This is a genomic window from Streptomyces sp. NBC_01477 (assembly GCF_036227245.1).
Taxonomy (GTDB): Bacteria; Actinomycetota; Actinomycetes; order Streptomycetales; family Streptomycetaceae; genus Actinacidiphila.
Map to the genome: position 1 here is coordinate 217,626 of NZ_CP109445.1, position 24,265 is coordinate 241,890.

At 72.9% G+C, this 24,265-nt stretch carries 20 protein-coding genes; 8 read left to right on the top strand and 12 right to left on the bottom strand.

The features are described from left to right. The first annotated feature begins 488 nt into the window (after positions 1-488). From OHA86_RS00965 to OHA86_RS00990, 6 genes are all read left to right on the top strand, one after another. Positions 489-1,709 (top strand): PP2C family protein-serine/threonine phosphatase, encoded by a 1,221-nt coding sequence (locus OHA86_RS00965; protein WP_329171552.1) that lies wholly within the window; start codon positions 489-491, stop codon positions 1,707-1,709. Positions 1,710-2,133: 424 nt separating this feature from the next. Next, positions 2,134-2,499, top strand: a complete 366-nt coding sequence (locus tag OHA86_RS00970) for a 6-pyruvoyl trahydropterin synthase family protein (protein ID WP_329171554.1) — start codon at positions 2,134-2,136, stop codon at positions 2,497-2,499. Between the two features lie 79 nt (positions 2,500-2,578). Beyond that, complete coding sequence (locus OHA86_RS00975) at positions 2,579-3,256, top strand: 7-carboxy-7-deazaguanine synthase QueE (protein ID WP_329171556.1); 678 nt, start codon at positions 2,579-2,581, stop codon at positions 3,254-3,256. Next, positions 3,253-3,849: a GTP cyclohydrolase I gene (folE, locus tag OHA86_RS00980; protein WP_329171558.1), complete on the top strand. Its 597-nt coding sequence runs from the start codon at positions 3,253-3,255 to the stop codon at positions 3,847-3,849. Before OHA86_RS00975 ends, folE begins: the two co-directional genes overlap by 4 nt. 98 nt (positions 3,850-3,947) lie before the next feature. Further along, entirely contained in the window at positions 3,948-5,144 is a 1,197-nt protein-coding gene (locus tag OHA86_RS00985; protein ID WP_329171560.1) for a glycosyltransferase family 4 protein, read from the top strand. Continuing rightward, positions 5,141-6,400, top strand: a complete 1,260-nt coding sequence (locus OHA86_RS00990) for a glycosyltransferase family 2 protein (RefSeq protein ID WP_329171562.1) — start codon at positions 5,141-5,143, stop codon at positions 6,398-6,400. The genes OHA86_RS00985 and OHA86_RS00990 overlap by 4 nt, the downstream gene beginning before the upstream one ends. Before the next feature lie 78 nt (positions 6,401-6,478). Here OHA86_RS00990 and OHA86_RS00995 read toward each other — a convergent pair whose 3' ends face one another. The 5 genes from OHA86_RS00995 to OHA86_RS01015 form a co-directional block, all read right to left on the bottom strand. Continuing rightward, complete coding sequence (locus tag OHA86_RS00995) at positions 6,479-7,249, bottom strand: FkbM family methyltransferase (protein ID WP_329171564.1); 771 nt, start codon at positions 7,247-7,249, stop codon at positions 6,479-6,481. Next, positions 7,246-7,995, bottom strand: coding sequence for a 7-cyano-7-deazaguanine synthase QueC (queC, locus tag OHA86_RS01000; RefSeq protein WP_329171565.1), 750 nt, complete (start codon positions 7,993-7,995; stop codon positions 7,246-7,248). The genes OHA86_RS00995 and queC overlap by 4 nt, the downstream gene beginning before the upstream one ends. 88 nt (positions 7,996-8,083) lie before the next feature. Beyond that, positions 8,084-11,140 (bottom strand): LuxR C-terminal-related transcriptional regulator, encoded by a 3,057-nt coding sequence (locus OHA86_RS01005; RefSeq protein WP_329171566.1) that lies wholly within the window; start codon positions 11,138-11,140, stop codon positions 8,084-8,086. A gap of 59 nt (positions 11,141-11,199) precedes the next feature. Continuing rightward, on the bottom strand, positions 11,200-11,937 hold the full coding sequence (locus OHA86_RS01010) for a class I SAM-dependent methyltransferase (RefSeq protein WP_329171568.1): 738 nt from the start codon (positions 11,935-11,937) through the stop codon (positions 11,200-11,202). A gap of 670 nt (positions 11,938-12,607) precedes the next feature. Continuing rightward, positions 12,608-13,114 carry a hypothetical protein gene (locus tag OHA86_RS01015; protein WP_329171570.1) on the bottom strand — a complete coding sequence of 169 codons (507 nt, stop codon included), beginning with the start codon at positions 13,112-13,114 and terminating at the stop codon, positions 12,608-12,610. 564 nt (positions 13,115-13,678) lie between these two features. On the opposite strand from OHA86_RS01015, the gene OHA86_RS01020 reads away from it, so the two are divergent. Then, a complete protein-coding gene (locus OHA86_RS01020) occupies positions 13,679-14,119 on the top strand; it encodes a DUF2690 domain-containing protein (protein WP_329171572.1) in 441 nt (146 codons plus the stop codon). Positions 14,120-14,344: 225 nt separating this feature from the next. On the opposite strand, the gene OHA86_RS01025 is transcribed toward OHA86_RS01020, so the two are convergent. Genes OHA86_RS01025 through OHA86_RS01035 form a run of 3 tightly spaced genes read right to left on the bottom strand, consistent with a single transcriptional unit; the run spans position 14,345 to position 17,600 of the window. Then, on the bottom strand, positions 14,345-15,691 hold the full coding sequence (locus tag OHA86_RS01025; protein ID WP_329171574.1) for a protoporphyrinogen/coproporphyrinogen oxidase: 1,347 nt from the start codon (positions 15,689-15,691) through the stop codon (positions 14,345-14,347). A 59-nt stretch (positions 15,692-15,750) separates the two neighbouring features. Next, entirely contained in the window at positions 15,751-16,746 is a 996-nt protein-coding gene (locus tag OHA86_RS01030) for a polyprenyl synthetase family protein (RefSeq protein ID WP_329171576.1), read from the bottom strand. Further along, on the bottom strand, positions 16,743-17,600 hold the full coding sequence (locus OHA86_RS01035; RefSeq protein WP_329171578.1) for a squalene/phytoene synthase family protein: 858 nt from the start codon (positions 17,598-17,600) through the stop codon (positions 16,743-16,745). Before OHA86_RS01035 ends, OHA86_RS01030 begins: the two co-directional genes overlap by 4 nt. A 536-nt stretch (positions 17,601-18,136) precedes the next feature. Between OHA86_RS01035 and uvrA the strand changes: the two genes are divergently transcribed. Next, positions 18,137-20,605 (top strand): excinuclease ABC subunit UvrA, encoded by a 2,469-nt coding sequence (gene uvrA, locus OHA86_RS01040; protein WP_329171580.1) that lies wholly within the window; start codon positions 18,137-18,139, stop codon positions 20,603-20,605. A gap of 114 nt (positions 20,606-20,719) precedes the next feature. Here the strand turns inward: uvrA and OHA86_RS01045 are convergent, their stop codons facing one another. The 4 genes from OHA86_RS01045 to OHA86_RS01060 all read right to left on the bottom strand — a co-directional run bounded on the left by OHA86_RS01045 (position 20,720) and on the right by OHA86_RS01060 (position 23,742). Continuing rightward, positions 20,720-21,385 carry a response regulator transcription factor gene (locus OHA86_RS01045; protein WP_329171582.1) on the bottom strand — a complete coding sequence of 222 codons (666 nt, stop codon included), beginning with the start codon at positions 21,383-21,385 and terminating at the stop codon, positions 20,720-20,722. Next, on the bottom strand, positions 21,382-22,488 hold the full coding sequence (locus OHA86_RS01050; protein ID WP_329182145.1) for a sensor histidine kinase: 1,107 nt from the start codon (positions 22,486-22,488) through the stop codon (positions 21,382-21,384). Before OHA86_RS01050 ends, OHA86_RS01045 begins: the two co-directional genes overlap by 4 nt. 101 nt (positions 22,489-22,589) lie before the next feature. Next, positions 22,590-23,123, bottom strand: a complete 534-nt coding sequence (locus OHA86_RS01055; RefSeq protein WP_329171585.1) for a hypothetical protein — start codon at positions 23,121-23,123, stop codon at positions 22,590-22,592. A gap of 265 nt (positions 23,124-23,388) precedes the next feature. Next, positions 23,389-23,742 (bottom strand): hypothetical protein, encoded by a 354-nt coding sequence (locus OHA86_RS01060; protein ID WP_329171587.1) that lies wholly within the window; start codon positions 23,740-23,742, stop codon positions 23,389-23,391. Positions 23,743-24,265: the final 523 nt, after the last annotated feature.

Genomic DNA, 24,265 nt, shown 5'->3' on the forward strand with positions numbered 1-24,265 from the left:
CACCGAGAAAGCCTCCGCGCTCCGGCGGCTGCTCCGCCTGCCGGTACGCGCCATGGCCGGAGCCGGCCTCCCGCCCGACGTGAACGATCCAGAATCGTGCTCGTCCGGCGGTCCTGCGGGGCTTCATGGCCGGAGGCTGCGCACAGCGAGGGGCATGGCACAGGAGGTGCCGGTCCATCGGCGGTGTCCGGTCATTCCGGGCGTGCTGCGGCAGGGGCCGGAGTTGTGCTCGTGCCGGTCGGGGCGGGAGCCGTTTGTTGACGGCGGACCTGGGTGGGAGGCTTGCGGGGACGGTCGTCCTGACTGCCCCGCGAAGGGGCCGGGCGGGGTGGTCGCGCCGGTGTCGTTCCTTCGAGCTTGAGTCCTGCGGTCCCCGGTGGCATGTTCTTGTCGATCCGCGGGCCCGGGTGGTCTTGCGTCTGTAGGGGATGGGTCATGGCGGAAGATTCCGGTACCGGCAGGGCGGGCTCCGAGCTGCGGTGGTGGGCGTGACGGCGCCTGGTCTGGCGCGCGCCCTGACCAGGCTGCTGGAGGCCAGTCATACGGCGCCGTTCGAGCAGCTGCCGGGCATGCTGGACGCCGCGGCGCGGCATGCCGGTGCCGGCGGGGCCCGGCTCTTCGTGGCGGATCTCCAGGAGGAGGTGCTCCGCGAGGTCACCGGGATCGGCCTGAACGCGGGCGAAGGCGGCAAGGAGCACCGGATCGAGGGCACCCTGCCGGGCCGCGCCTACCAGATCACAGAGGTGACCGCGCCCGCAGACGGTGGGGCGTGCTGGGTACCGGTGCGGGACGGCACGGAACGTCTGGGCGTCCTGTACGTCGAGGCCGGCCCCGACGACATGGGCGTGCCCGAGGGGGAGGTGGCACTGGCGCTGGCATCGATGGCCGGGCTGCTGCTGGTTTCCAAGCGGGCCAACAGCGACTCGCACGCCAGGCTGACCCGCACCCGGCCGATGGGCGCGCCCGCGGAACTGCAGTGGGCGCTGATGCCTCCGCGGACCTTTTCCGATCAGCGGGCCACGATCAGCGCCTTCATGGAACCGGCCTACGAGGTGGCCGGGGACGCGTTCGAGTACGCGCTGGCCGACGACACGCTGCACCTGGCGATCTTCGACGCCATGGGCCACGACACCTCATCCAGCCTGACCGCGGCTCTGGCGATGTCCACCTGCCGCAGTCGCCGCCGCGCCGGCGCCACCATTCCCGACGCCAGCAGAGCCATCGAGGACACCCTGGTCGAGCAGTTCGGCCACAGCCGCTACGCCACCGGAATCCTCGCGGATCTGGAACTGGACACCGGCAAGTTCAGCTGGGTCAACCGCGGCCACCTGCTGCCGGTACTGATCCGCGGTGGCCGCTGGGCCAGTACCCTGTACTGCCCTCCGGCCGGGCCGATGGGCAGTGGGTTCAATCTGCCGATCGAGCAGCGCACCGAGCAGCTGGAGCCCGGGGACCGGCTGCTGCTGTTCACCGACGGCATCACCGAAGCTCGCGACAGCAACGGCCAGGAGTTCGGCGTGGAGCGCTTCACGGACTTCATCACCCGCCACCACGCCGACAACCTGCCCGTCGACGAGACCCTGCGGCGCCTGATGCGCACCGTCATGGACTACCACTGCGGACGCCTCGAAGACGACGCCACCGTCCTGTTCTGCGAATGGCACGGCCCGGACGCCGCGACGGGACAAGGCGGACACGGTTTGCGGTGACGCACGGACAGGCCCGCGTCATTCGCCCCTGTGGGAGGACCCGCACCGCGGGCTCCGGCTTCTCCGGCGTCGAAGGCGCGCCGGTCGGTCCGCGGGCCGCGGGCCGCGTCTCCGCGACGGCCTGATCCGGGGCGGCAGGACCAAGGACGGCTTCCACGGCGGCATCCGGAGGGCGGTGACCGTGTGTGTCGGAACGCCGGGTCCCCGGCTCGCGTGAGGGCGCCGGGAAACGTCCGGGGGCCACGCTCGCCGCGACCCCGACGGAGGCGCGGGCCTCCCGCGCCCAGGCTGTTTCCGACCTGGCCGGGGACCGGCGCCTGTCCCCGCTCGCGAGGTGACTTCGGTAGCCGGACACCGGTCTCTCGGTGCCGACCGTGATGTCTCCCCGCCCCGCCCCCCGCACCATGGCGGCAGGAGGACCGTGATGACATATCGGATCAGCAAGGAGTTCCACTTCTCGGCGAGCCATCGGCTGGACGGGCTGCCCGAGGAGCACCCCTGTGCCCGGCTCCACGGGCACAACTACGTGGTGGAGCTGGAACTCTCGGCGCCCAGCGACGGCCTGGACAGCACGGGGTTCGTCCGGGACTACGGCGATCTGGGCGACTTCAGCGCCTGGTTGGACAGCGCGGTCGACCATCGCCACCTCAACGAGGTCGTCGGCGACCGCAACCCGTCGGCCGAGAACCTCTCGCGCTGGCTGTACGACCGGTGGAGCACGCGGTACCCGGACCTGACCTCGGTCCGCGTCTCGGAGACCCCGAAGACGTGGGCGGAGTACCGCCCGTGACGGCGCGGGGCGCCGGTCGGGGAGGAGGTGGTGCCGCTGTGGAGCCGAAACTCGTCGTGAACGAGGTTTTCGGCCCCACATGAGGGCGGTCCAGGGAGAAGGGCCCTCGCTGGGCCGGCGCTGCGCCTTCGTACGGCTCGGGGGCTGCAACCTGGGCTGCACGTGGTGCGACACGCCTTACACGTGGGACTGGAAGGGCGACGGCGACTCAGGCAGGGCCTACGACCCGCGACAGGAGCTGCATGCCATGCCGTGGCAGGCAGTCGCGGAACAGCTGCGGGCGTACTCGGTACCGCTGGTCGTCGTGTCCGGCGGTGAGCCGCTGAGCCAGCAGAACCGTCTTCTGCCGCTGCTGCGCGAGCTGGCCGGCACCGGGCACGGTATCGAGATCGAGACGAACGGGACGGTGGCGCCGCTCCCCGAGGTCGCCGCGCTGGCGCGCTTCAACGTCTCCCCGAAGCTGGCCCACTCCGGCGAGCCGGAAGCCAGACGGCTCGTCCCCGAGGCGCTCGCGGCGTTCGCACGCCTGCCCGGCACGGCCTTCAAGTTCGTGTGCCGCGACGTGGACGACCTCGACGAGGTGGCCGACGTGGTCGGCCGTTTCGGCACCCGGCCGGTATGGATCATGCCGGCCGCCCGCTCACGCGAGGAGCTGGCGCACAACCTCGAAGCGCTCGGCGACGAGGTGATCGGCCGCGGATGGAACCTGACCACCAGGCTGCACATCGCGGTCTGGGGCGATCGGAGGGGCGTATGACCGCATCGGACGCTTACGAGGCGTCGTGGGACGGCGCGGTGGAGCCGCAGCCGCGCGATCCGCTGGAGGACCTCGCGCGCAGGCTGCTGCTGGAGATCGGGGAGGATCCCGACCGCGACGGGCTCAAGGAGACCCCGGCCCGCTTCGCCCGCTGGTGGCGGGAGTTCAGCCGCTACGACGCCGGGAACGCCAGCACCACCTTCCCCCTGGTCACCAGCGGCCAGCTGGTGATCGTCTCGGACATACAGGTGTGGTCGCTGTGCGAGCACCATCTCCTGCCGTTCAACTGCTCGGTCACCATCGCCTACAAGCCGCTCAGCGAGGTGCTGGGCCTGTCGAAGTTCGCCCGGATCGCTCACCGGCACGCGCACCGGCTCCAGGTGCAGGAGCGCCTGGTGCAGGACATCGCTGACGAGGTCGGCTCGCTGACCGGGTCCGCCGACGTCGCCGTCGTCGGCCGCGGCGAGCACCTGTGCATGAGCATGCGGGGAATCCGCGCGTCGGCCAAAATGACCTCCTCGGTCTTCCGGGGGATCTTCGAGGACTACGGCCCGGCCCGCCAGGAACTGGTCGCCATCACCTTCCCCGGGTGACCGGGCGGCGCGGCCCTCGCCATGCGATGCCCGAAGGAGAGCAAGCCCCCAACCACCACCCCGGCCGGGTGACCGCCCGGCCGTGGCAAGGAGCCCGGATGAACGTCGCCTTTGTCCTGCTGACACACAGTTCCGATGAGCCTGCCGGAGTCGAGCGGGCCGTCGCGTCGCTCGCCGACGGCCTGCGCGAGATCGGCCACCGCGCCCTGATCATCGCGGCGGGGAAGCCCGGCGCCGAGGACGAGCCCGGCCTCGTACGGCTCGATTCGGTGCGCCTGCCGGACCTGCTGCTCTTCGACGACCTGCCGCAGCTCTTCGCGGAGCCGGAGTCGGTGTGCGATGAGGTGCGGGCGGTCCTCGCCGCTCACGACATCGACGTGGTCTGCTGGGCCGACGCCGTCGTGGGGCTGGGCTTCCTCAGTCCCGCGCCGCCCGGTGTGCGCACCGCGCTGATGGTGCACTTCCTGCGGGTGGACGACCACATGCGGCGAAGCCTGGACCGTCTTCCCGACGCCGTCCTCGCGGTCAGCCCCTTCATGATCGACGAGGCGGCCCGGGCCGGGCTGGACAGCAAGGGGTGGCACGCGCTGCCCAACGCCCTGCTGAGCACCGGGCGGACTCCGGACCGCGCGGAGCGCGAGAGGCTGCGGCGCACCGGGCCGGTGCGGATCGTGGCCCGGGCGGACCCCTCGAAGGGCGTCGCCGAACTGCTCGACGCATTTCCCGAGGGCTTCGGCCGGCCGCTGCAGATCGTGCTCGCGCAAGCGGGTTTCGAGCTGTGGCCAGGGATGCAGGAGGACATGATCGAGGGGTGCCGCTCGCGCGCCGCCGAGCTGCCCGGCGTCGAGGTGCTCCCCGCCATCCCCTGGCTGGACGTTCAGCCCTTCCTGTCGGGGGCGGCGCTGACGCTCGTGCCGTCGACCAGCCCGGAGACCTTCGGCAACGTCGCGGCCGAGTCGCTGTCGGTGGGCACCCCTGTCGTCGGCTACGGCTTCGGCCATCTCCCGCTGCTGGTCGGCGGCGCCGGGCGGCTGGTGGACCTGGACGTGGTCAGCGGGTTCGGCCATCTTCCCGCGCTGACCGGAAAGGCGCTGGAGAGCGTCGACTTCACCGGCAGCGCCACCCAACTCTGGCAGGCGGTAACCGAGTTGCTGGACGACGCGGACGCCTACCACGCGGCGTCGCGCCAGGCGCCCCGCCAGGTCGCCGGCCAGACCCCCGCCGCGGTGGCACGGCAGTTCCTGCGTATCACCGAGGGCCTCGCGGCTCCCGCCGGCGCCCCGGGTCAGGAATGACGCTGCCGCCGCACCGGCCCCGGGCGACCGTCGTCGTCCCCACCTACAACCGAGCGGAGCTGCTGCGGGGCACCCTCGCGGCCCTCGCCGCACAGCGGCAGCCGGACGGAGGCGGCTTCGAGGTCGTCGTCTCCGACGACGGCTCGACCGACGGCACCCCGTCGGTGCTGCGGGAGTTCGAGGGCCGCCTCGATCTGCGCCGCCACTTCCAGGAGGACCGGGGCTTCCGCGCGGCCGCCGCCCGCAACGCGGGCGCGCGGCTGGCCTCCGGACCTGTCCTGATCTTCCTCGACGCGGGCGTGCGGCCCGGGCCCGGTTTCGTCCGCGCCCATCTGGCCGCGCACGCCGCGTCGCCGCCCGGGCGCACCCGGGCCGTGGCCGGCTACACCTACGGCTACCGTCCGGACACCGATCCGCCCGCGCGGCGCACCACCGGTACCCGGGCGCCCGCACCCGAGGTGGCCGTACGGCCACCCGGTGACGCCCCGGGCCTCCAGGACGTGCGCCACTCGGCGTTCGAGCGGTTCGGCTTCGACCTGGGCGCCGCCGTCGTTCCATGGCAGTGGTTCTGGTCGGTCAACTGCTCCGTCACGGTGGCCGCCTTCGAGGCGGTGGGCGGTTTCGACGAGGACTTCCGCAGTTGGGGCGGTGAGGATCTGGACCTCGGATACCGGCTGCACGCCAGGGGCGCCGAATTCGTTGTCAGCAGGGACGCGTGGGCGCTCGACACCCCGCACGAGCGCTCGGTGAAGGAGGACCTGGAAAGCAACGCGGACAACATCCTCATGCTGGCCCGCAAACACCCGGAACCGGTCACCGAATTGCTGTGGGCATGGTTCGCGGAACCGCGCGAGCACTTCGAAATAAGCCACGAATGGAATCTGGAGGACGAGTACCGCCTCATTCTCCGGGAGGCGGAGAAAGCGCGGGAAAAAGACGTCGCGCGGCAACTGGCGGCGCTCAGGGGCCTGCCGGAAGGAACTCGCGTCGCCGTCCTGGGATGCGGGGGCTCCCCACCTGAGGGAATGCCGCAGGCGGAATTGTTCGACTTCGACAGGTCGCTGACGGGAATGTCCCCCGCGGGCCGGACGGTGCGTCACGGCCTCGGCGTTCTCCTGCCGTTGCCCGACCGCTGTGTCGACCGCGTCCTGATCACCTCCCGGCTGTCCGGGATCTGGGACCGCTGGGGGACGCGCATCCTCGGTGAGGCCCGCCGTATCGGCGGGCACGTGGAGATCCTCTTCGCCGGCGACTGACCCGTTCGCCCCCGGCCCGGCGGAACCGGCCGAGGGCCGGACTCCACCGGGCCGACAGGGCGTGCGCCCGGCAGGACGTCACCTGCCGGGCGCCTCCTCGCGGACGGCGTGGACGACATGGGTGCGGATGTCGGCCGGGATGAGCGGGGCGGGCCGGATCGCCACGGCCAGCCCCTGCGCCTCCAGCAGGTCCCGGACCGCGTCGAGACGGCCGTCCAGGTCCTGGACCTCAAGGATCACCTGGTCGATCAGCGGCCAGTGCGCGGCGTCCACGCCCTGGAGGACGTCGAGTTCCGCGCCTTCCACGTCGATCTTCAGCAGACCGACGCGCTCACCGGGTTCGATGAAGGTGGAGAGCCGCTCGACGCGTACCGGTACCGGTACGCCGGTGTAGTGCGCCCTGATGTAGTCCTCGGGTCCCTCCCGGGAGAGGACCGCGATCTGGAGCTCCTTCTGCTCCGGGTACCGGGTCGAGTTGCCCGGGGCCTTGGGGTAGTAGACGAAGGACGCCCCGTCCTCGCGTGCGCGGCCGAGGGCGCACTCCTCCACGGTGACCTCCTGCAGACCGTGGAGGGCGAGGTTGCGGCGCAGGGCACACAGGGTCTGGGGCATGGGCTCGAAGGCCCTGACCCGCACGGTGGGCTGCGCCCGCACGGCGAAGTAGGTGAACAGCCCGATGTTGGCGCCCACGTCGATGACGAGGGCCCCGGGGGCCAGGCGGATGTCGTCGTAGCAGCCCTGGGCGAACATCTCCTCGTACTGCCAGCGCGCCTCTGACTCGTGGGGCGCCCAGAACAGGACTCCGGTGTCGAGTTCGACCTTCCGCATGCCGGTGCCGGTGCCGGTCACGGAGCGGGGAACCGGGTGGTGTCGTCCAGATAGCACGTGGGGTCGGGCACGCCCGCCTCCTGGAACGCCTCACGGCGCTCGTAGCACGTGCCGCAGGTGCCGCAGTGGGACTCGCCCCCGCGGTAGCAGGACCAGCTGATCGCCAGCGGCGCGCCGAGCCGGGTGCCGTGCTCGGCGATCTGCCCCTTGGTCCAGGTCATGAAAGGCGCCGCGACCTTTGGCGTCGGGAATCCCTCGTTGGCGACGGCCACCAGCTGCTCCAGGGCCGAGATGAAGGCGGGCCGGCAGTCGGGGTAGATGAAGTGGTCGCCGGCGTGCATCCCCAGGGCCACGGTGCCGGCCCGGCGGGCGACGGCCACGGCCACGGCGGCGTTGGCCAGCACGGCGTTGCGGTTCGGCACCACCGTCGCGCGCATGGACCGCTCGGCGTAGTGGCCGGCGGGGACGTCGACGTTGCCGTCGGTGAGCGCCGAGCCGCTGAGCAGCGCGCCGAGGCCGGAGACGTCGACCACGTGGTGCTCGGCGCCGTAGTGTTCCGCAACGCTGCGGGCGGAGTCGATCTCACGGCGGTGGCGCTGGCCGTAGTCGACGGTCACGGCCAGGAGGCGGTGGCGCAGGGCGGCATAATGCGCCATCAGCGTGGTGGAGTCCATGCCGCCGGAGAGCACCACGACCGCGAGGAAAGGGTCGGACAGTTGCTTGTCGTCCGCGGCGGCGGAGACGTCGGTCGGCGTGTCAGCAGTCATCGAGGACCCTTCGGTCGAGGCGGTGTGCGGCGGGGTGCGGCGGGCGGGCCGCACCTGCCGAGTCTTGCCGCGGCGCCGCGGCCGCACATCACGGTCGGACCCGAAGGGGATCCTCGGCGGGCACCGAAGTACCCGCGGCGGCGGCACTGCCGGGGGCGCGGCGTTCGGCGTGGTGGTCGGCGGGGGGCGGGTCGGTGAGCAGTGCCCACAGGCCCGGGACGCGGAACACCGTGCCGAAGTCGCCGCGCCCGGAGATCCCGAGTTTCCGGTAGGCGCTGGACAGGTGGAGCTCCACGGTGCGGCTGGTGATGTCGCGGCGTGCGGAGATCCGCTTGTTGGTCAGCCCGTGCAGGGCGTCGACCAGGATCTCCCGTTCGCGCGGGGTGAGCGAGAGCACTCCGCGCAGCGGCGTGTACCGCGCGGTGTCCCCGCTGGCGGCGAGGATCTGCTGGCGGACGCGCAGGGCGAGGTCGCCGGCGCCGCATCGTTCGGCGAGTCGCACCGCCCGGGTCAGGACGGCGACGGCGTCCTCACGGTGCCCGCCGGCGGCGCGCACGGCGCCGAGGTCGGCGAGCGCGGCGGCCAGGTCCATGGCGGCGGGGAGCGGTTCGAGAAGGGCGACGGCCGCCCGGAGGTGCTGTTCAGCGCTCGCGGGATCGCAGACCCGGGCGAGCGCGCGCCGTGCCCGCCCCAGTTCCAGGTCCGATCCGGTGAGGCGCGCGAAGCGGAGCTGTTCCTCGGTGAGCGTCCGCGCCTCGCTGGTCAGGCCGGTCCTGGCCAGGAGTTCCACTCCGTGCACGCGCCAGGAGGCGGTGCCCGCGGCCCGCAGCCCGGCGGTGCGGTGCAGGGCCCGCAGCGCGGCGAGGCTTCGGCGGGCCGCCGCCAGGTCCCCGTTCACCGCCCACAGCCTGGCCCTGGCCAGCAGCACGTCCTGGGACCAGCCGTCGGCGGGAAGGGGCCCGGACCGGTCGTCGCGCTGCAGCAGCAGTTGCGCCTCGGCCCGCTCCCCCCGGGTGAGCAGCACGTTGGCCAGCAGTCCGGTCGCCGCGACCCGCACCAGGGCTCCCCATCCGCGGCCGGCCGGGTCGGCGACGCCGAGCGCCTCCAGGCTGACCGCGAGCAGACCGCGGGCGGCGGGCAGGTCCCCTTCGGCGAAGGCGAGCTGCGCCCGCACCCACGCAAGGCCCGGGTCTTCGGCAACACCCTGGGCCACCTGGCCGCCGAGCCGTTCCAGATGTCCCGCGGCCTCGGCGCGCTGCCCGCCGTCCACCAGTACGGCCAGGGCCGCGGTGGAGGCGAGCGGGTGGATGTCCAGGTCCTCGGGGGGGCAGCGCAGCGCGGCGCGCGCCCATGCCGCCGAGGTCCGGGGATCGTCGTCCGCGAGGTTCCGGTAGTAGGCCGCGAACGCCCGGCTGGCGGCGAGCAACGGGCTGCCGCCGTCCGGTGCCCCGGGGCGCAGACGTGCCGGCAGGTCGTCGAAGAGTTCGGCGGCGGCGGCCGCCGGAAGCTCCGGCAGACGGGAGAGGAGGAGGTGGAGGCGGTCCCATCCCTCGAAGGCGGTGCCCCGAAGGGCGGCGGCCACGGAGTGCGGCGGTTCGGTTCCGCCGCCGGACGGGTCGGCCGCCGTGAGGGCGCGGCTCAGCCGGCCGAGCAGGCCGCCGCGGAGCGCGTCGTCGTCGGTGCGGTGGAGCATGGCCACCACGGTCTCCGTGCCCCCGGGGCCGTGCCGGAGGTGGTGGTCGGCGAGTTCGAGGACGGACTGCCGCCGCTGCGCGCCGGAGGCCGTCTCCGCGACCAGTTCGAGATAGCGGCGGGCGGTGTCGTCGTGCCCGGCGTCCCGGGCGGACGCGGCGGCCCGCATCATGACCTCGGCCGACCAGTCGGCGTTCTGCGCGACGGTGGAGGCGCTCAGATGGCGGGCGACGCGTTCCGCCGGGGCGTGGTGCTCGTGGAGGTGCAGAGCGGCGGTGAGGTGGGCGGCGTTCCGCGCCATCTGTGTCATGGACTCGCGGAACGTCCGGGCGAGCAGCGGGTGGCGCAGCACCGGCTCCTCGGTGTCCGTGACCAGACCGGTACGGACCAGCAGGTCGAGTCCGTTGAGCGTCTCCACCAGCCCGAGGCCGCTGACCTGTGCCAGCAGGGGCGCGTCGGCGCGGCCGACCACCGCGAGCGCCTGGGCCAGCCGCACCGCATGGGGGTCCGCCCGGGCGACGCGGCCGAGGAGGACCTCCGCGGCGACGGGAACGGCCGCGTGGTCGAGTTCGGCGGGGTCGGGGAGCCCGTCGGTGCCGCGCAGCTGGGCGCCCAGCTCGGCCAGCAGGAAGGGGTTGCCGCCGGTCAGCCGGTGGCAGGCTGCGGAGAACTCGGCTCCGGGGCGGTGTCCGGACCGGGCGTGGAGCAGTTCGCCCGACTCCCTGGGTGACAGCCCGTCGAGCGTCAGCCGCCTCGCGCCGTACATGGCGTCGGCGAGTTCGAGGGGTGCGCGTGGTGACTGCCCGGACCGCACGGTCAGCACCAGCAGCAGGGGAAGGCCGGCGCATGCCTCCCTGACGCGCCGTACGGATTCGAGGAGGGCGGGACCCGCGCGGTCGGCGTCGTCCAGGGTGAGGACGAAGGGGGCCTTGCAGGACACGACTCGGACGGCGGCGTGGATCGACGCCGCCGACAGTCCCGGCCCCGGTTCGGTGGCGCTGCCGCCGGCACCGGCGGACACGTCCGCGCTCCGGCCCGGCGCGGGACCGCCGACGTGTCCGTCGGCGGACCTCGCGGCACGGGTGGCGGCGGGCGTCCAGCCGCCGATTTCGGTGGCACCGCCGAATCCGCGTACGTGGGAGCGCTCCCATTGCGGGCCGAAGGAAACACCGCCGAGCGAGCGGGCGGCGAGCCGGGCGAGCAGTCCGTCAGCGAGCACGGGCGCCTGGCCGCCGTCCGGCGGGGAGCAGGAGAGTTCGAGCGCGGCGCTCCCCCGCGCACGGCAGGCGCGGGTGAACGCGCCCAGCAGGGCGGTGCGTCCGATCCCGCTGCCGCCGGAGACCACGCATCGCACGTCCGGCTCGCCCATGGTGTCGTCCAGAGCCTGGAAGAGGGCTCGCATCTGGTCGTGCCGACCGATGAAGGTCTCCCGGTGGCTGTTCGTCCTGGGCATCCGAGACAGTTCCATTCCTACGAGGCGGGACGGCGAAGGGGCGGCGCGACGGCGGCCGTTCAGCGCTCACCCGGTACGGACGCGACCAGGACGACCCCCTGGTCCCCGACGGCGTGGGGGCGGCGGGCGAAGTGCCGGCGGAGCACCGGGCGCAGCGCCAGGCGCATGTCCTGGACCCGGGGGTGGCCCTCGTACCAGAAGTCGGCCATCACGGCGGCCGCGGCGTCGACCCGGTCCTCCGGGTCCGTCTCGGGGAAGTGCACCGCGGCCTCGGTGCGGTGCAGCGCCAGATCCGTGAAGCCGAGCCCGGCCAGGACGCGGGCCGCGGTGCCCAGCAGGTACCCCTGGTGGTCGTGCGCCTCGCCGGCCAGCGGGACGCACGCTTCGTTGAGCATGCCGACCAACTCGTTGTCCGGGGTGCCGCCGATCAGCACGACCCTGGCGCCGGGAGTCCCGGCGTCGCAGACCCGGGCCATCTCGCGGACGGCCCGCTCCAGGTCGTCCACGTACGGCAGCACCCAGCAGGCTATGACGGCGTCGAAGGACCCGTCGGGGAACGGCAGGGCCTCCGCCCGGCCGGAGCGCACCTCGATCCTGGCCGCCTGCTCCTGCCCGTCATCGGCTCGGAGCGCCGCGACGCGCCGCTCGTGCGGCTCCACGGTCGTGCAGTGCCCGACCTGGGCGGCGACCGCGCGGGTGAGCTCGCCGGTACCGCCCCCGACGTCGAGCACCCGCCGGCTGGCGGCGACGGCGGCGCGGATCGCAGCGACCTCCTCGCGGCGTTCCAGACGTTCCACGAAGTTGAGCCATCCGTGATGGCTGAGCCGGTGCGGACCCCGGTATTCGGCGGGCAGACGGTCAAAGGGGCCGAGGAGCGGACGGGAAACGGCGTCCACGCCCGGCAGAGCGATACCGACGGAAACCGGGTTCGCAGCAATCACAACTGACTCCAAGTCGCCCGAGTTATGGGGGAACGGGGTGGGGGTGTTCTCCTGCACCGACCGGGCGGGCACTCGCGGGGGAAATCGCGGACTTTTACTCCAATACGGAGGTGGGCACTAACCGCCCGGCCGCGGCCATTCAAGTCGGCGGACATAATCAATTAGAGGTCACCCGGAACACCTGGTCCAGGTAGGACGGAAATATGACCGAAAACCATGCCCCCGGAGCGCCCCATCGTCAAGTGCTGCCGGGGATACGGCCGCGATGACGTGTCCGGCGGTGACCGGATTTCACTGCGGAATGCCGCGGACGGGTCCGGTGCGGGCCCGCTCACGAGTGACGGGGCGCACCGGGCACGCTCCGCCCGGTGGGCGCCCCCGGACGCCCGGCGGCCGTGATCCACAGGTCGTGGTTGCCCACCGCGGCCGACGCCCGGCCGGCGAAGGACGCGGACTCCACGACCGGCCGGGCTCGCAGGGTCCTGCGTTCGCGCCTGGTGCCTGTGCTGCCGTGGTGGCGTCGCGGTCAGCTCAGGGGGATCGCTGTTCGAGGGTCGCTCTTCTTCAGGAACTTCTCCGCGATGTTCGGCGTCCAGAACAGCTGGACCCTGCCGACGTCGTGTGTGTCGTCGACCGGCGACGCGGCCCCGAAGTAGCCGCGCACGGTCCAGGTCCCACCTGGCGGAACAGTGGAGGTCTCGGGGTCCGAGCCGAGGCCGACGAGATCGTCCGTGCCGCCGTCCGCGTCGGCGTGCGTCCACCTGCCGGTGCGCATGCACATGCCGTCGTCCTCCAACTCGCACGCATAGGCGCGTCCCCCGTCCGGGACAACGGCCTGCGGTACGGCGATGAGGAGGTCGGACAGGAAGTCGCCGAGCGGGCCGCCGCGGTCCTTCTGCAGGTTGGTGACGTCGATCTCGGCATACACGTAGGCCTGCCCCGGGGACGCCGTGTCCCCGTCCGGATCCGTCGGCGTCGTGTGCGCGCCCGCGCCGCTCACCTTGAAGCGGAAGCCGTCCGAGCTCGTCAGCACGGTCACCGGGTGGTGAGCGGCAGGCGGCCGGGGAGCGGCACCGGATCCGTGACCGGTCGCCGCCGGGTCCGGTGACGAGGCCGAACCGCAGCCGGCGACGAGACCGCACACCGCCGCTGACACCAGCAGGTTCCCTAAGCGGATTTCCATCCTGTCCCTCTCCCGTGGTCGGACCACACCTGATGTGCGTCCCCATGCTGGCAGTCCCCCACCACGCGCACCGGGTCAATGCGCACGATCCCCACATGTCCCGCTCCTGTGCGCGTCCTTGACCGCGGTGGCGGTCGTGCGCCGGCCGAGACACGGCGGGCCGTCGTTGCGGCCGCACGCGCTCCTGTTCGCTCGCCTCTTCACCCCGTCCATGGCCGCGTACCGCGTGGTCCGAACGGCGTGGTCCGAACGGCGCCGGCTGAGGTCCGATCCGCTGGGCTTCGGCCACCGCCTGCCCTGGATGCGTGTACGGCCTTGTACGGACCCCGTGCGAGCAACCGCGTAACCCGCCGCCGGCCCGGTAGCAATGTCGTCCACCACTACTCGTGGCACCCCGACACCGAGGAGCACGGCATGCGCATCCGGAACAAGATCGCGGCCTTCGCCGCCGGTGCCGTCCTGACAGGCGGGACGATCCTGGCCGGCGCGTCCACCGCGTCCGCAGAAGACCAGGGCGGCAACGGCAACCCCTACTACGACTGCGCCAACGGTTACACCGTCCAATCAGCCACCATCTACAACAGCTACGGCACCGCTGTGGGGACCGTGGAGCTGCGCTGGTCCTGGACCTGCGGCGGCAACTGGGCCCGGGTCACCGTGGCGAACGGTTCCAGCCAGAACCTCACGGCCGTCATCAGCCCGCTGCCCTCGAACCCCAACTACGCCCAGTGGCACGCCTCCGCGTACGACACCGCGAACCAGAACTGGTCGCCGTACGTACAGGTCCCCTCCGCCACGATCATGTGCGCTTACGGAGCGATCGGCTCCTACCATGCGCAAACCTGCTCCAACTGACGGACACCTCCACCCGCGGCCCGGAACCACAACAGGTCGCACGCGGTGCCGCTGACGGGTTCTGATCCACCGATCAGAACCCGTCAGCGCCGCGGCCGGCGGCGCCGGCCCTGACCCTGGTGTCAACGCCGAGCGGCGGCACCCCGCCCGGGTGCCCCGCCGGGCATCGACCCCGCCCGCCACGGACGGGAAGGACGGGAGCGCGATGTCGCACCCGCAAGGCCCTCAGGCCCCGTTGCGTTGTCCCACATGCGCGAGGATGCGACGGGCGGCGTCCTCGCCGGACAGGAGTGCTCCGTTCGTGCCGGACGCGCCGAGGTAGTCGCCGGCGAGTTGGATGCGGGGATCCGCTTGTGCGCGACGCGCTTTGAAGGAGCGCAGTTCGGCGTAGCCGCCGGGTGGCCGGACCACGAGGGCGGGATCCCGGCGGGCGACGTGGCCGGTCAGAAGGGTCGCCGGAATGTCGGGGAACACTGCGGCGGCTGCCTCCACCCCCCGCTCGATGACGGTGGCGTCGTCGGCGTCCCACCAGCGGTCGGTGAAAGCCGTGCGCGGCTGAAGGGTGAGCAGGGCCCGTCCGTTGTCGACGCGGCCCGGGAGCTTGTTGTGGTGCAGCTCGATCGTTGCCAGATCGGGGTGTTCGCGCCGCGGGAGGAAGACGACGCTCGCGGGCTCGTCCGGTCGGCGGGCGAGGCCCAGGGAGACGATCAGACCGCGGGAGTACGGTACCGAGGACAGGTAGCGCCGGTCCTCGTCCAGGAGTTCGGGCAGGAGCGCGGGCGCCTGCGGGGCGGGGAGTGCGACGACGGCCGAGTCGAAACGCTCTGTCCGCTCCCGGCCGCCGCCGTCCTGCCAGATGACGTCGACGCCGTGCCCGGCCGCGCGGACCTGGGTCACCTGTGCGCCGAGGCATGGCCCCACCCTTCGGGCGAGCGTGTCCGTCACCAGGCCCACGCCGCGCGGGCTGTTGAAATGCGGGCGCAGGAGTTTGCCGGCCGCGAAGAACATGTCGGCGGCGTTCAGGTCGTCCGGTGAGGCCAGCGCGAGCCCCCCACCGAACAGCGGTTCGCACAGATAGTCGAATGCCTCCTGCGTCAGCCTCTTCCGGGCGAACTGGCTCGCGCTGAGGGAGTCCAGAGAGACATTCCCGTCCATGGTCTTCCAGCCCATGTGCCTGCTCTGGGCGAGGAACGTCGCAAAGGCCCGCAGCAGCGCCAGTTTCGTCGGCAGGCCGAAGAGGCTGGTGCGCAGGAGCGCGAGTTTGCGTTCCGCGTGCACATGGTGCATCCGCTCGTTCCGGCGGAAGGCGCAGTGGGTGCTGGCCGGGCCGAACTCCGCGCCGATGCCGAGCTCGGCGATGAGCTGCCGCATGCCGGTGCAGCTCCGGGACAGGATCGTCGCTCCGGCTTCGACGCGGAAACCCTCGTGGTCGATCGTCCGCATGCGGCCGCCGGCCTGGGCTTCGCGTTCGAAGACACGCACGGCGACCCCCCGCTGTTGCAGGCGCCAGGCGGCGGTGAGGCCGGCGATTCCCGCGCCGACGACGGCGACCGAGGGGGGCTGGTACGACATGAGTGCTCCTGGGGCTCCCGGCTGGTCGCCGGCGGAAGGTCGGATGGGTGGCCGGCCTGTCAGTCCGGCTGGAGGGTGAACTCACGCAGGGCGTGGACGTACGGGCTGGGTGTGAGGTCGTCGAGGGCGGTGCGGGCCCGGTGGGCATACAGCTCGGCGGCTTCGCGCGCCCGCTCCAGTGCTCCGGTGCGGGTCAGCAGGTGCGCGAGGCGGCGCATGGTGTCGTCGAGGCCGGAGGCAGTGGTGGCGAAGGCGTCGCGCAGGCCGGCACGGTCAGCGGGACCCGCTGCCTGCCAGGCCAGGACCACCGGCAGGGTGGGCCGCAGGTTGCGCAGGTCGCTGTCGGCGGGCTTGCCCCCCTGGTCGGGAGCGGCGGTGTACGGCAGGAGGTCGTCGCGGACCTGGAAGGCCAGCCCCAGACTCTCGCCGTACGCGGCCAGGGCGGCCTCCTGGGCGGGGGAGGCACCGGCCAGGACGGCGCCGGTGCGGCAGGCCGCGGCGAGCAGCGCGGCGGTCTTGCGGCGGGCGGCGCCGACGTAGGCGTCGATGCCGCAGTCGGGACGGCCGGCCAGCGCCAGTTCGTCCACCGCGCCCCGGCACGCCTCGATACCGGCCCGGGCCTGGATGGCCATGGCCCGGCGGATGGGACCGTCGGCCACCCCACGCCGGGCACACTCCTCCAGAGCGGTGAACCACGCGAAATACAGAGCGCTGCCGGCCAGGATGGCCCGGGCGGGGCCGAAGGCCGCGTGGACGGCGGGACGGCCGCGTCGGACGGCGTCGCCGTCGATGATGTCGTCGTGCAGCAGGCTGCCGGTGTGCACGCACTCGACCCCGGACGCGGCGGGCAGGACGCGGAAGAGGTCCCCACCGACCGCGAGGGCGCTGTGGCAGACCAGCAGGGGGCGCAGCAGCTTGCCTTTGCCGGCGAGGGCGTAGTGCATCAGCTGCTCGACGCCGTCGGCCGACTCGGGCCAGCGCGCGGCGAGATCGGTCGCCACCTCGTCCCTGATCCGGTCCGTCAGATCGCGGTCGGACGTGCTGAGGGTTGTCACGGTCGTTCTCCCAGGGTGACTGTCGTGTGCCGCTCGTCGGAGCGGAAGCCGGCGCCCGGTCCGTGAAGGCCGCGTCCGCGGGCCGCGACGAGCAGGCGGAGACAGTCGGCGAAGGAGTCGCGTACAGGCGTGCGTGCGACGGCCGCGCCCAGGGCGGCGATCGACGTGAGACGGTGGTGGTGCAGGAGCAGGACGGCCCGCTGCAGAGGACGGCAGTCCTCGGCCACCAGCGCGACGCTGATCTGCGCGGCGGCCAGCGCCGTTCGCGCCTGATCCACCGCCTCGGCGATCACGGTCCCCAGACCTGGAGCGGACTGCCCCCGCAACACATCGTGGCGCTCGACGCTGTGCCGGGCGAGGGCATCGGTGGGCAGGTACAGCCGGCCGCAGGCGAGGTCCGCCGCGAGATCGGCGAGGATGTCGGTCCGCTGACAGCCGTCGGCCAGCGCGCGGATCGCCGACACATAGGCATCCCCTCCGCCCCCGGGGTGCAGCACGCCTGCGGTGACCATGAGGAAGGGCAGCGACAGATTCTCCACATACGCCTGGTAGTCGTCCTCCGTGGCGAAGCCGGCGAAGCCGATGTCCGCCCGGGCGGCGGCCAGGTAGGCGTCGACCCAGCGACGCGGCTGCTCACGGACGGCCATGGTGTGCAGGTACGCGGCGAGCAGAGGATGCGGTACGGGCCCTCCGGCCAGAGCCGCCTCCACCAACCTCACCCAGGCGTCGAAGCGCGGTGCCCGTTCCTCGCAGGGACCGCGGTCGCAGACATCGTCGCTGAAGGCACCGAACGCGTAGGCCGCCACCACGTGGGGCTGCGTGTGAACAGGGGCCAGCGCTCGTAAGGCCACCATGAGCGCCGGCTCACGGCGCCACAAGAACCGGTAACTGCGCCCGTAGGCCCGGCGCAGACGGGGAACGCCGATGCCGGCCGCGTCAAGGCACTCCCGCTGAGATGGCGCTGCCAGCACACTCCCCGCCCCGGTGAAGACCGGACCGAGCCCGCGGAACGCGCCGACAGCCCTGCTCAATGGCACTGCTGCCACACCTCACCTTCGCAAGCACGTACGCGGGCCGGCGGCACCCGGAGGTCCGTACGGGCGGACGGCCGCGGCCCGGCTTCCCGGAGGACCCATCCCCCTGCCGCCGGGATACTCGCAGCGAAAGACCGGCCCGATCAAACCACGCCGCTCGATCGAGTGAACGGGACCTGCGGGCGCGGTACCAGCGGCCCGCGTCTCAGTGGTGCACCCGAACGTCCGCCCCCCACGGCGCCGAGGTGAACGCATGCACGAGCGCATTCGGCCTCAACGCCCCCGCGCCGGGGTGGGCGGGGCTTGGTGGCGGCGCCTGGCGCGCGGTTCCCGGCGCGATCAGGTAGTCAGGAACGGTGGACAAGGACGCGACCGACCCCTTCGTGCATGTCCGGGGCGCCAGCGAGAACAACCTGCGGAACATCGATGTCGACGTTCCGCGGGACGCGATGGTCGCCTTCACCGGCGTCTCCGGTTCGGGCAAGTCCTCGCTCGCGTTCGGCACGCTCTACGCGGAGGCCCAGCGGCGCTACTTCGAGTCCGTGGCACCGTACGCCCGGAGGCTGTTGCAACAGGTCGGCGCACCGCATGTGCAGGAGATCACCGGGCTGCCGCCGGCCGTGGCCCTGCAGCAGCGTCGCGGGTCGCCCAGCTCGCGCTCGACGGTCGGCACCATCACCACGCTGTCCAATCTGCTGCGCATGCTGTACTCCCGCGCCGGCACCTATCGGCCCGGGGCCGCACGGCTGGAGGCCGAGTCGTTCTCACCCAACACCGCGGCCGGCGCCTGCCCGGAGTGCCACGGGCTGGGCGTCGTGCACGACGTCGCCGAGGACCTGCTGGTCCCGGACCCCTCGCTGAGCATCCGCGAGGGGGCGATCGCCGCCTGGCCGGGCGCCTGGCAGGGCGCCAACCTGCGCAGTGTCGTGAGCGGCCTGGGGATCGACATCGACCGGCCGTGGCGCAGGCTCAGGAAGAAGGACCGGGACTGGCTGCTGTACACGGACGAGCAGCCCTCCGTGTACGTCGAGCCGGAGCAGGACCGCGTCGACTACGGCTACCAGGGCACGTTCTGGAGCGCCCGCAAGCACGTCATGCACGTCCTCGCCGACTCCAAGAGCGACAGGATGCGCGAACGGGCGCTCCGGTTCGTCAGGAGTGTGCCCTGCCCCGAGTGCCACGGCAGCGGACTGCGGCCCGAGGCGCTCGCCGTGACCTTCGCCGGACGTTCCATCGCCGAGATCAACGCGATGCCGCTGACCGAGGTCGTGGCGCTGCTGCGGCCCGTCACGGGGCGGTCCGAGGCCGACGCCGCCACGTCGACCGCCCGGTCCGGGGAGACGACCGAGGTCGCGGTCCGGATCTGCGGCGATCTGGTGGCGCGGGTCGACGTACTGCTCGACCTGGGCCTCGGATATCTCAGCCTCGGGCGCCGCTCGACGACCCTGTCGCCCGGCGAGGCGCAGCGCCTGCGGATCGCCACCCAGCTGCGCTCGGGGCTGTTCGGCGTCGTCTACGTGCTCGACGAACCCTCCGCGGGCCTGCACCCGGCCGACGCGGAACCGCTGCTGGACGTGCTGGACCGCCTCAAGGCGGCGGGCAATTCGCTGTTCGTCGTGGAGCACGACATGGACGTCGTACGGCGGGCGGACTGGGTGGTCGACATCGGCCCCGGCGCGGGCGAGGGCGGCGGACGCGTGCTGTACAGCGGCCCGGTCGCCGGTCTTGAGCGGGTCGGGGAGTCGGCCACGAGCCAGTACCTGTTCGGGCGCGCCCGGCCGCTCGACCACCGTCCGCGCACACCGCACGGCTGGCTGCGCCTGAGCGGCGTCTCCCGCCACAATCTGCACCATGTGTCCGTCGACGTACCGCTCTGCGTACTGACGGCGGTGACGGGCGTGTCCGGTTCCGGAAAGTCGACGCTGGTGACGCAGGTGCTCGCCGAGGTCGTCCGCGGCCACCTCGGACTGGTGCCCGAGGAGCCCGACGAGGCGCAGCTGGAGGTCGACGTCCAGGACGCGTCGGGGGTCGAGTCGTTCGACCGCCTGGTCCGGGTCGACCAACGGCCCATCGGCCGCACCCCCCGGTCCAACCTGGCCACGTACACGGGGATGTTCGACGCGGTGCGCAGGCTGTACGCGGGGACGGACGAGGCCAGGGCGCGCGGTTACTCGGCCGGGCGGTTCTCCTTCAACGTGCCCGAAGGGCGGTGCGAGACCTGCCAGGGCGAAGGATTCGTCGCGGTGGAACTGCTGTTCCTGCCCGGTACCTACGCGCCGTGCCCGACCTGCCGGGGGGCCCGGTACAACGCCGAAACGCTGGAAGTCACCTACCGCGGCAAGAACATCGCAGAGGTGCTGGGGCTGTCCGTCGACGACGCCGCCACGTTCCTGTCCGCCGTCCCGGCCGCCTTCCGCAGTCTGGAGACGTTGCGCGAGGTGGGACTGGGGTACCTGCGGCTGGGGCAGCCCGCGACGGAGCTCAGCGGCGGGGAGGCGCAACGCATCAAACTGGCCACCGAACTGCAGCGAGCCCGCCGCGGGCACGCGCTCTACCTGCTCGACGAGCCGACGGCGGGGCTGCACCCCTCGGACATCGCGCTGCTGCTGCGACAGCTGCACCGGCTCGTCGACGCCGGCAACACGGTCGTCCTCGTCGAGCACGACCTCGACACGATCGCCACCGCCGACTGGGTCATCGACCTCGGGCCGGGCGGTGGCGACGCGGGCGGGCGGGTGGTCGCGGCGGGCCCGCCGGCCAAGGTGGCGACGGCCCGCCGCAGCGCCACCGCGCCCTATCTCGCGGCCCGGCTCGCGCGCTCCTGACGACGGGCCGGTCCTCTTCCCCGCCGCCGGCGACGCCCGTTCCGCCACCGGCCGGACGCTCGACGTGGAGAGTGGCCGCCACCGGTGGTGAGGCCGCCCCGCGGGGCCGCCAGGTCAGGCCAGGCCGGCCGCGATGGCGCGGCGCACGGCGTCGGCCCGGTCCCGGATGTCGGCCTTGGCGAAGAGGTTGTTGATGTGCGTCTTGACGGTCGCCTCGCTCACGAAGAGCTTCTCGGCGATCGCGCGGTTGGGCAGACCCTGGCCGATCAGGGTGAGCACTTCGCGTTCGCGGGGCGTGAGATCCGCCGGCAGCCGCTGTCCGGACGCCGCCGGCCTGGCGCGGACGGTCGCCAGCAGCCGGTCCTGGACCTCGCGGTCCAGGACGGACTGCCCCGCGGCGGCGGCGCGGATCGCGCGGACGATGTCCTGGCGGCCGGCGTTCTTCGTCAGATAGCCGCGGGCGCCCGCGCTGAGGGCGGCCAGGATCGAGTCGTCGTCGGCGAACGTGGTGAGCACGACGACGGCCACCTCGGGGTGTTCGTCGCTCAGCCTGCGGGTGGTCTCGATTCCGTCGAGCACGGGCATGCGCAGGTCCATCAGCACGACGTCCACCGGACCGGCGGCGACCGCGTCCAGTACGCCGTTGCCGTCCGCGGCCGCCGCGACGACGTCGATGTCCTCGGCCAGGTCCAGCACCGCGGCGAGCGGTTCGCGGACGGCGGCCTGGTCGTCGGCGACGACCACGCGCAACGGCCGGGAGCCCTCGGTGGGTTCACTCATCGCGGGATCACCGCCTCCACTTGCCAGCCGCCTTGGTCCGGTCCCTCGGTGACCGGTCCCGCGGTGAGGGTGCCGCCCAGCAGGGCGACGCGTTCGCGCATTCCGATCAGCCCCATTCCGCTGCCGGCCCCCGCGTTCACCGTACGGGTGGCGTGCCGGTTGCGGATCGTCAGCGCCGTCGAGGAAGCCGTGAAGGCCAGCTCCACCCGCACCTCACCGCCCGGGGCGTGGCGCGCGGCGTTGGTCAGGGACTCCTGGGCGATCCGCAGCAGGTTCTGGGTCACCCGGGCCGGCACCTCCACGGGGGTGCCGGAGACGGTCAGGGCGTCGCGGTGGCCGGACGATTCGAGCATCGAGGTGAGGGTCTCCACCAGCGGCAGCGAGTCCTCGCGGAGCGCGTGCACGGTCCACTGCGCCTGCTTCAGGCTCTCCTTGACCAGGCTGTGGGCCTTGTCGTTGGCCGCCCTGACCTTCTCCAGGTCACCGGTGTCGAGCAGCGCGTCGGCCAGTTCCAGCTGCATGTTGATCCCGGCCAGCGTGTGCGCCAGGACGTCGTGCACGTCCCGGGCGATCCGGCCGCGTTCGGTGAGCACGGCGGCCTGCGCCTCGGCCCGGGCGGCGCGCTCCGCGCTCTCGGCCGCCGACAGCGCGGCGTCCACGGCCTGGTGCTGGGCGCGGTTGAGTATCCCGACCAGGACCGGTGCGCCGGTGGTGAGGCCGACGGCCCAGGGCAGCAGGTGGTGGCCGGGGCCGACGCCGAAGTACAGGACGCCGCCGCAGAGCAGGCCGCAGGCCAGTGCCGGGGCGAGGGCCTGCCTGGCCGGCAGCCGGTATCCGATGTGACCGGAGAGGAAGAAGGCGAAGAGGTAACCCGTTCCGCTGCGGCTGACGCCGATCAGCGCGGCCGCCGCGAGGACGCCCAGCGACAGCCAGACGACGGCGGCACGCGGCGGGACCCTGCCCGGGGGCAGGCCCCGGGCCAGCAGCGCCGCACAGTTCAGTACGAACAAGGCCGCGACCGCCAGCCCCCGCCCGCTGACGCCCATCGGCCGGATCGTCAGGGCCCCGCTGACGATGACCGCCATGGTCAGGGCCCACTGCACCCGGGGGTCCCGGCCCGGGATCGGCCGGGGCGCGGCCGATGGGGGCGGGACCTGTCCGGGGGATGAGGCGGTCTCGGCGGTGGGCACGGCCAGACCATAGCTCACGGTCGGACCGCGACACGGTTCGACGCCGGGGCGGGCTGCCCGGCGGTCAGCATCCGGCTGCGGACGAAGATCGTGGCCAGCCGGGTGACGACCTCGGTGAGCGCCATCAGGACGAAGGCCGCCACCCACGCCTGGTCGCTGGTGATGTGGTGGGCGACGCTGAACCGGGCGACGTCGTCGGCGCCGCCGCCGTGCTCGGTCCACAGCTGGAAGCCCATCCGGGCACCCATCCCGAGCACCCACAGGATCGCGGAGACCGCGCCGGCCTTGATCAGGATGTGCTCTCCCGCGGTCCTGACCCGGGTGCAGACGCCGCCGGCGATGCCGAGTACGGCGCCCGCGCCCATGAGCGCTCCGACCAGTATCAGGTCGTTGCCCTCGGTGGGGACGGAGTCCAGATACGTGTGGGCCACATAGGCCACGATCCCCAGCGGGATCAGGAAGGTCTTGAGGTCCAGCCGGTCCTCCCGCAGCTGCCGGAAGACGACGAGGATGAGAGCGATGTCGGTGATCCACTCGGTCGTTGTCATGCCCCCAAGCCTGCTGTCGCGGGGCCCGCGACGCCTGGACCCACGGGTGGAACCCGGGGTGGAGAAGCGCGCTGCCGCCCGGGGCGCTCATCCGGCTCGCCGGCCTCGTGGGCGGCGAGCGCGGCAGCCGGCCGAGGCGTCCTCGCGGGCCGGCCGGGGATCCGCGCCTGGTGTGCTCACCGTCCTGGCACCCGGGCGCTGAGGGCCTGCCGACCCGGGCTCGGGGAGGCGGGGACCGGGGAGGCGGGGCGGAGTCCCTGGGCGGTCAGCCCCGTGCCGCCGGGGGCAGGCCTCCCACCAGTTCGTCGCCCAGCGCCTGCGCGGGCGGCGACGTCCCGGCCAGGCGGCGGATCTCCTCCCGCAACTCGGCCAGCTCCGCCTCCGCGCGGCGGAGCCGGTCCTCCCGGACCTGTCCGCCACGGGCGGTCCCCAAGGCGCCGGCGGTGTACTCGTCCCTCTTGTTCCCCTCGTAGTCCTTCACGAGGACGGAGATCGTCTCCCGGGCCCTGCTGTCCAGCCGCGCGGCGCAGTCGAGAAGATCGTTGGCACTTGCCGTGATGCCGTCCATGACGTGGCCGGCGACTTTGATGACGTGGTGACGCGGCCATGACTGGCTCATGAGGGGCTGCTCCTTCTGTCCGGGTACGACGGCCCTGGTGGGGCTCTTGTCGCTTCTCCGAGTGCACGCCACGTGCGGGCGCCGTGGCAACACTGCGTAAGGGGGCGTGCGGGAGCACGGGCGATGCCGTCACTGAAAGCCCGCTCCGCACACGCGCCCGCCTGCACCGGGTCTCTCGGCCCGGCCTCGCGGGATGATGACGGCTTGCAGGCGGTCCCGCCGGCCGGCCGCGCAGTCCCGCGCTGGGCGCGCGCTCCACGGCGGACGCGCGGAGCGGGATCCGCACGCCCAGGGCGCACATCAAGCGGGGGTCCGCACTCTCTTCCCGGGGAGACGGGGCTGGGCCGATCCTGCGAAGAGGCGCAACGGATGTGTCCCGGGTGATTCGGCTGACCGCAGGACCGGTACCGCTCGTGAGGCCGGTGTCCTGCGGCCGTTGCCGTGTCTCCTCCCCCGCCGCCCGGCCGTCCCCGGCGGCGGGGACGGGCGGGCGCGCTGCGTGCTCTCACGCCGGTCCGGGCCG

Bases quoted from the DNA above. Each gene is read 5' to 3' on its own strand.
- OHA86_RS00970 (WP_329171554.1), top strand. From the start codon at position 2,134: ATGACATATCGGATCAGCAAGGAGTTCCACTTCTCGGCGAGCCATCGG.
- OHA86_RS00975 (WP_329171556.1), top strand. From the start codon at position 2,579: ATGAGGGCGGTCCAGGGAGAAGGGCCCTCGCTGGGCCGGCGCTGCGCC.
- folE (WP_329171558.1), top strand. From the start codon at position 3,253: ATGACCGCATCGGACGCTTACGAGGCGTCGTGGGACGGCGCGGTGGAG.
- OHA86_RS00985 (WP_329171560.1), top strand. From the start codon at position 3,948: ATGAACGTCGCCTTTGTCCTGCTGACACACAGTTCCGATGAGCCTGCC.
- OHA86_RS00990 (WP_329171562.1), top strand. From the start codon at position 5,141: ATGACGCTGCCGCCGCACCGGCCCCGGGCGACCGTCGTCGTCCCCACC.
- queC (WP_329171565.1), bottom strand. From the start codon at position 7,995: ATGACTGCTGACACGCCGACCGACGTCTCCGCCGCCGCGGACGACAAG.
- OHA86_RS01005 (WP_329171566.1), bottom strand. From the start codon at position 11,140: ATGCCCAGGACGAACAGCCACCGGGAGACCTTCATCGGTCGGCACGAC.
- OHA86_RS01020 (WP_329171572.1), top strand. From the start codon at position 13,679: ATGCGCATCCGGAACAAGATCGCGGCCTTCGCCGCCGGTGCCGTCCTG.
- OHA86_RS01025 (WP_329171574.1), bottom strand. From the start codon at position 15,691: ATGTCGTACCAGCCCCCCTCGGTCGCCGTCGTCGGCGCGGGAATCGCC.
- OHA86_RS01035 (WP_329171578.1), bottom strand. From the start codon at position 17,600: ATGGTGGCCTTACGAGCGCTGGCCCCTGTTCACACGCAGCCCCACGTG.
- OHA86_RS01045 (WP_329171582.1), bottom strand. From the start codon at position 21,385: ATGAGTGAACCCACCGAGGGCTCCCGGCCGTTGCGCGTGGTCGTCGCC.
- OHA86_RS01055 (WP_329171585.1), bottom strand. From the start codon at position 23,123: ATGACAACGACCGAGTGGATCACCGACATCGCTCTCATCCTCGTCGTC.
- OHA86_RS01060 (WP_329171587.1), bottom strand. From the start codon at position 23,742: ATGAGCCAGTCATGGCCGCGTCACCACGTCATCAAAGTCGCCGGCCAC.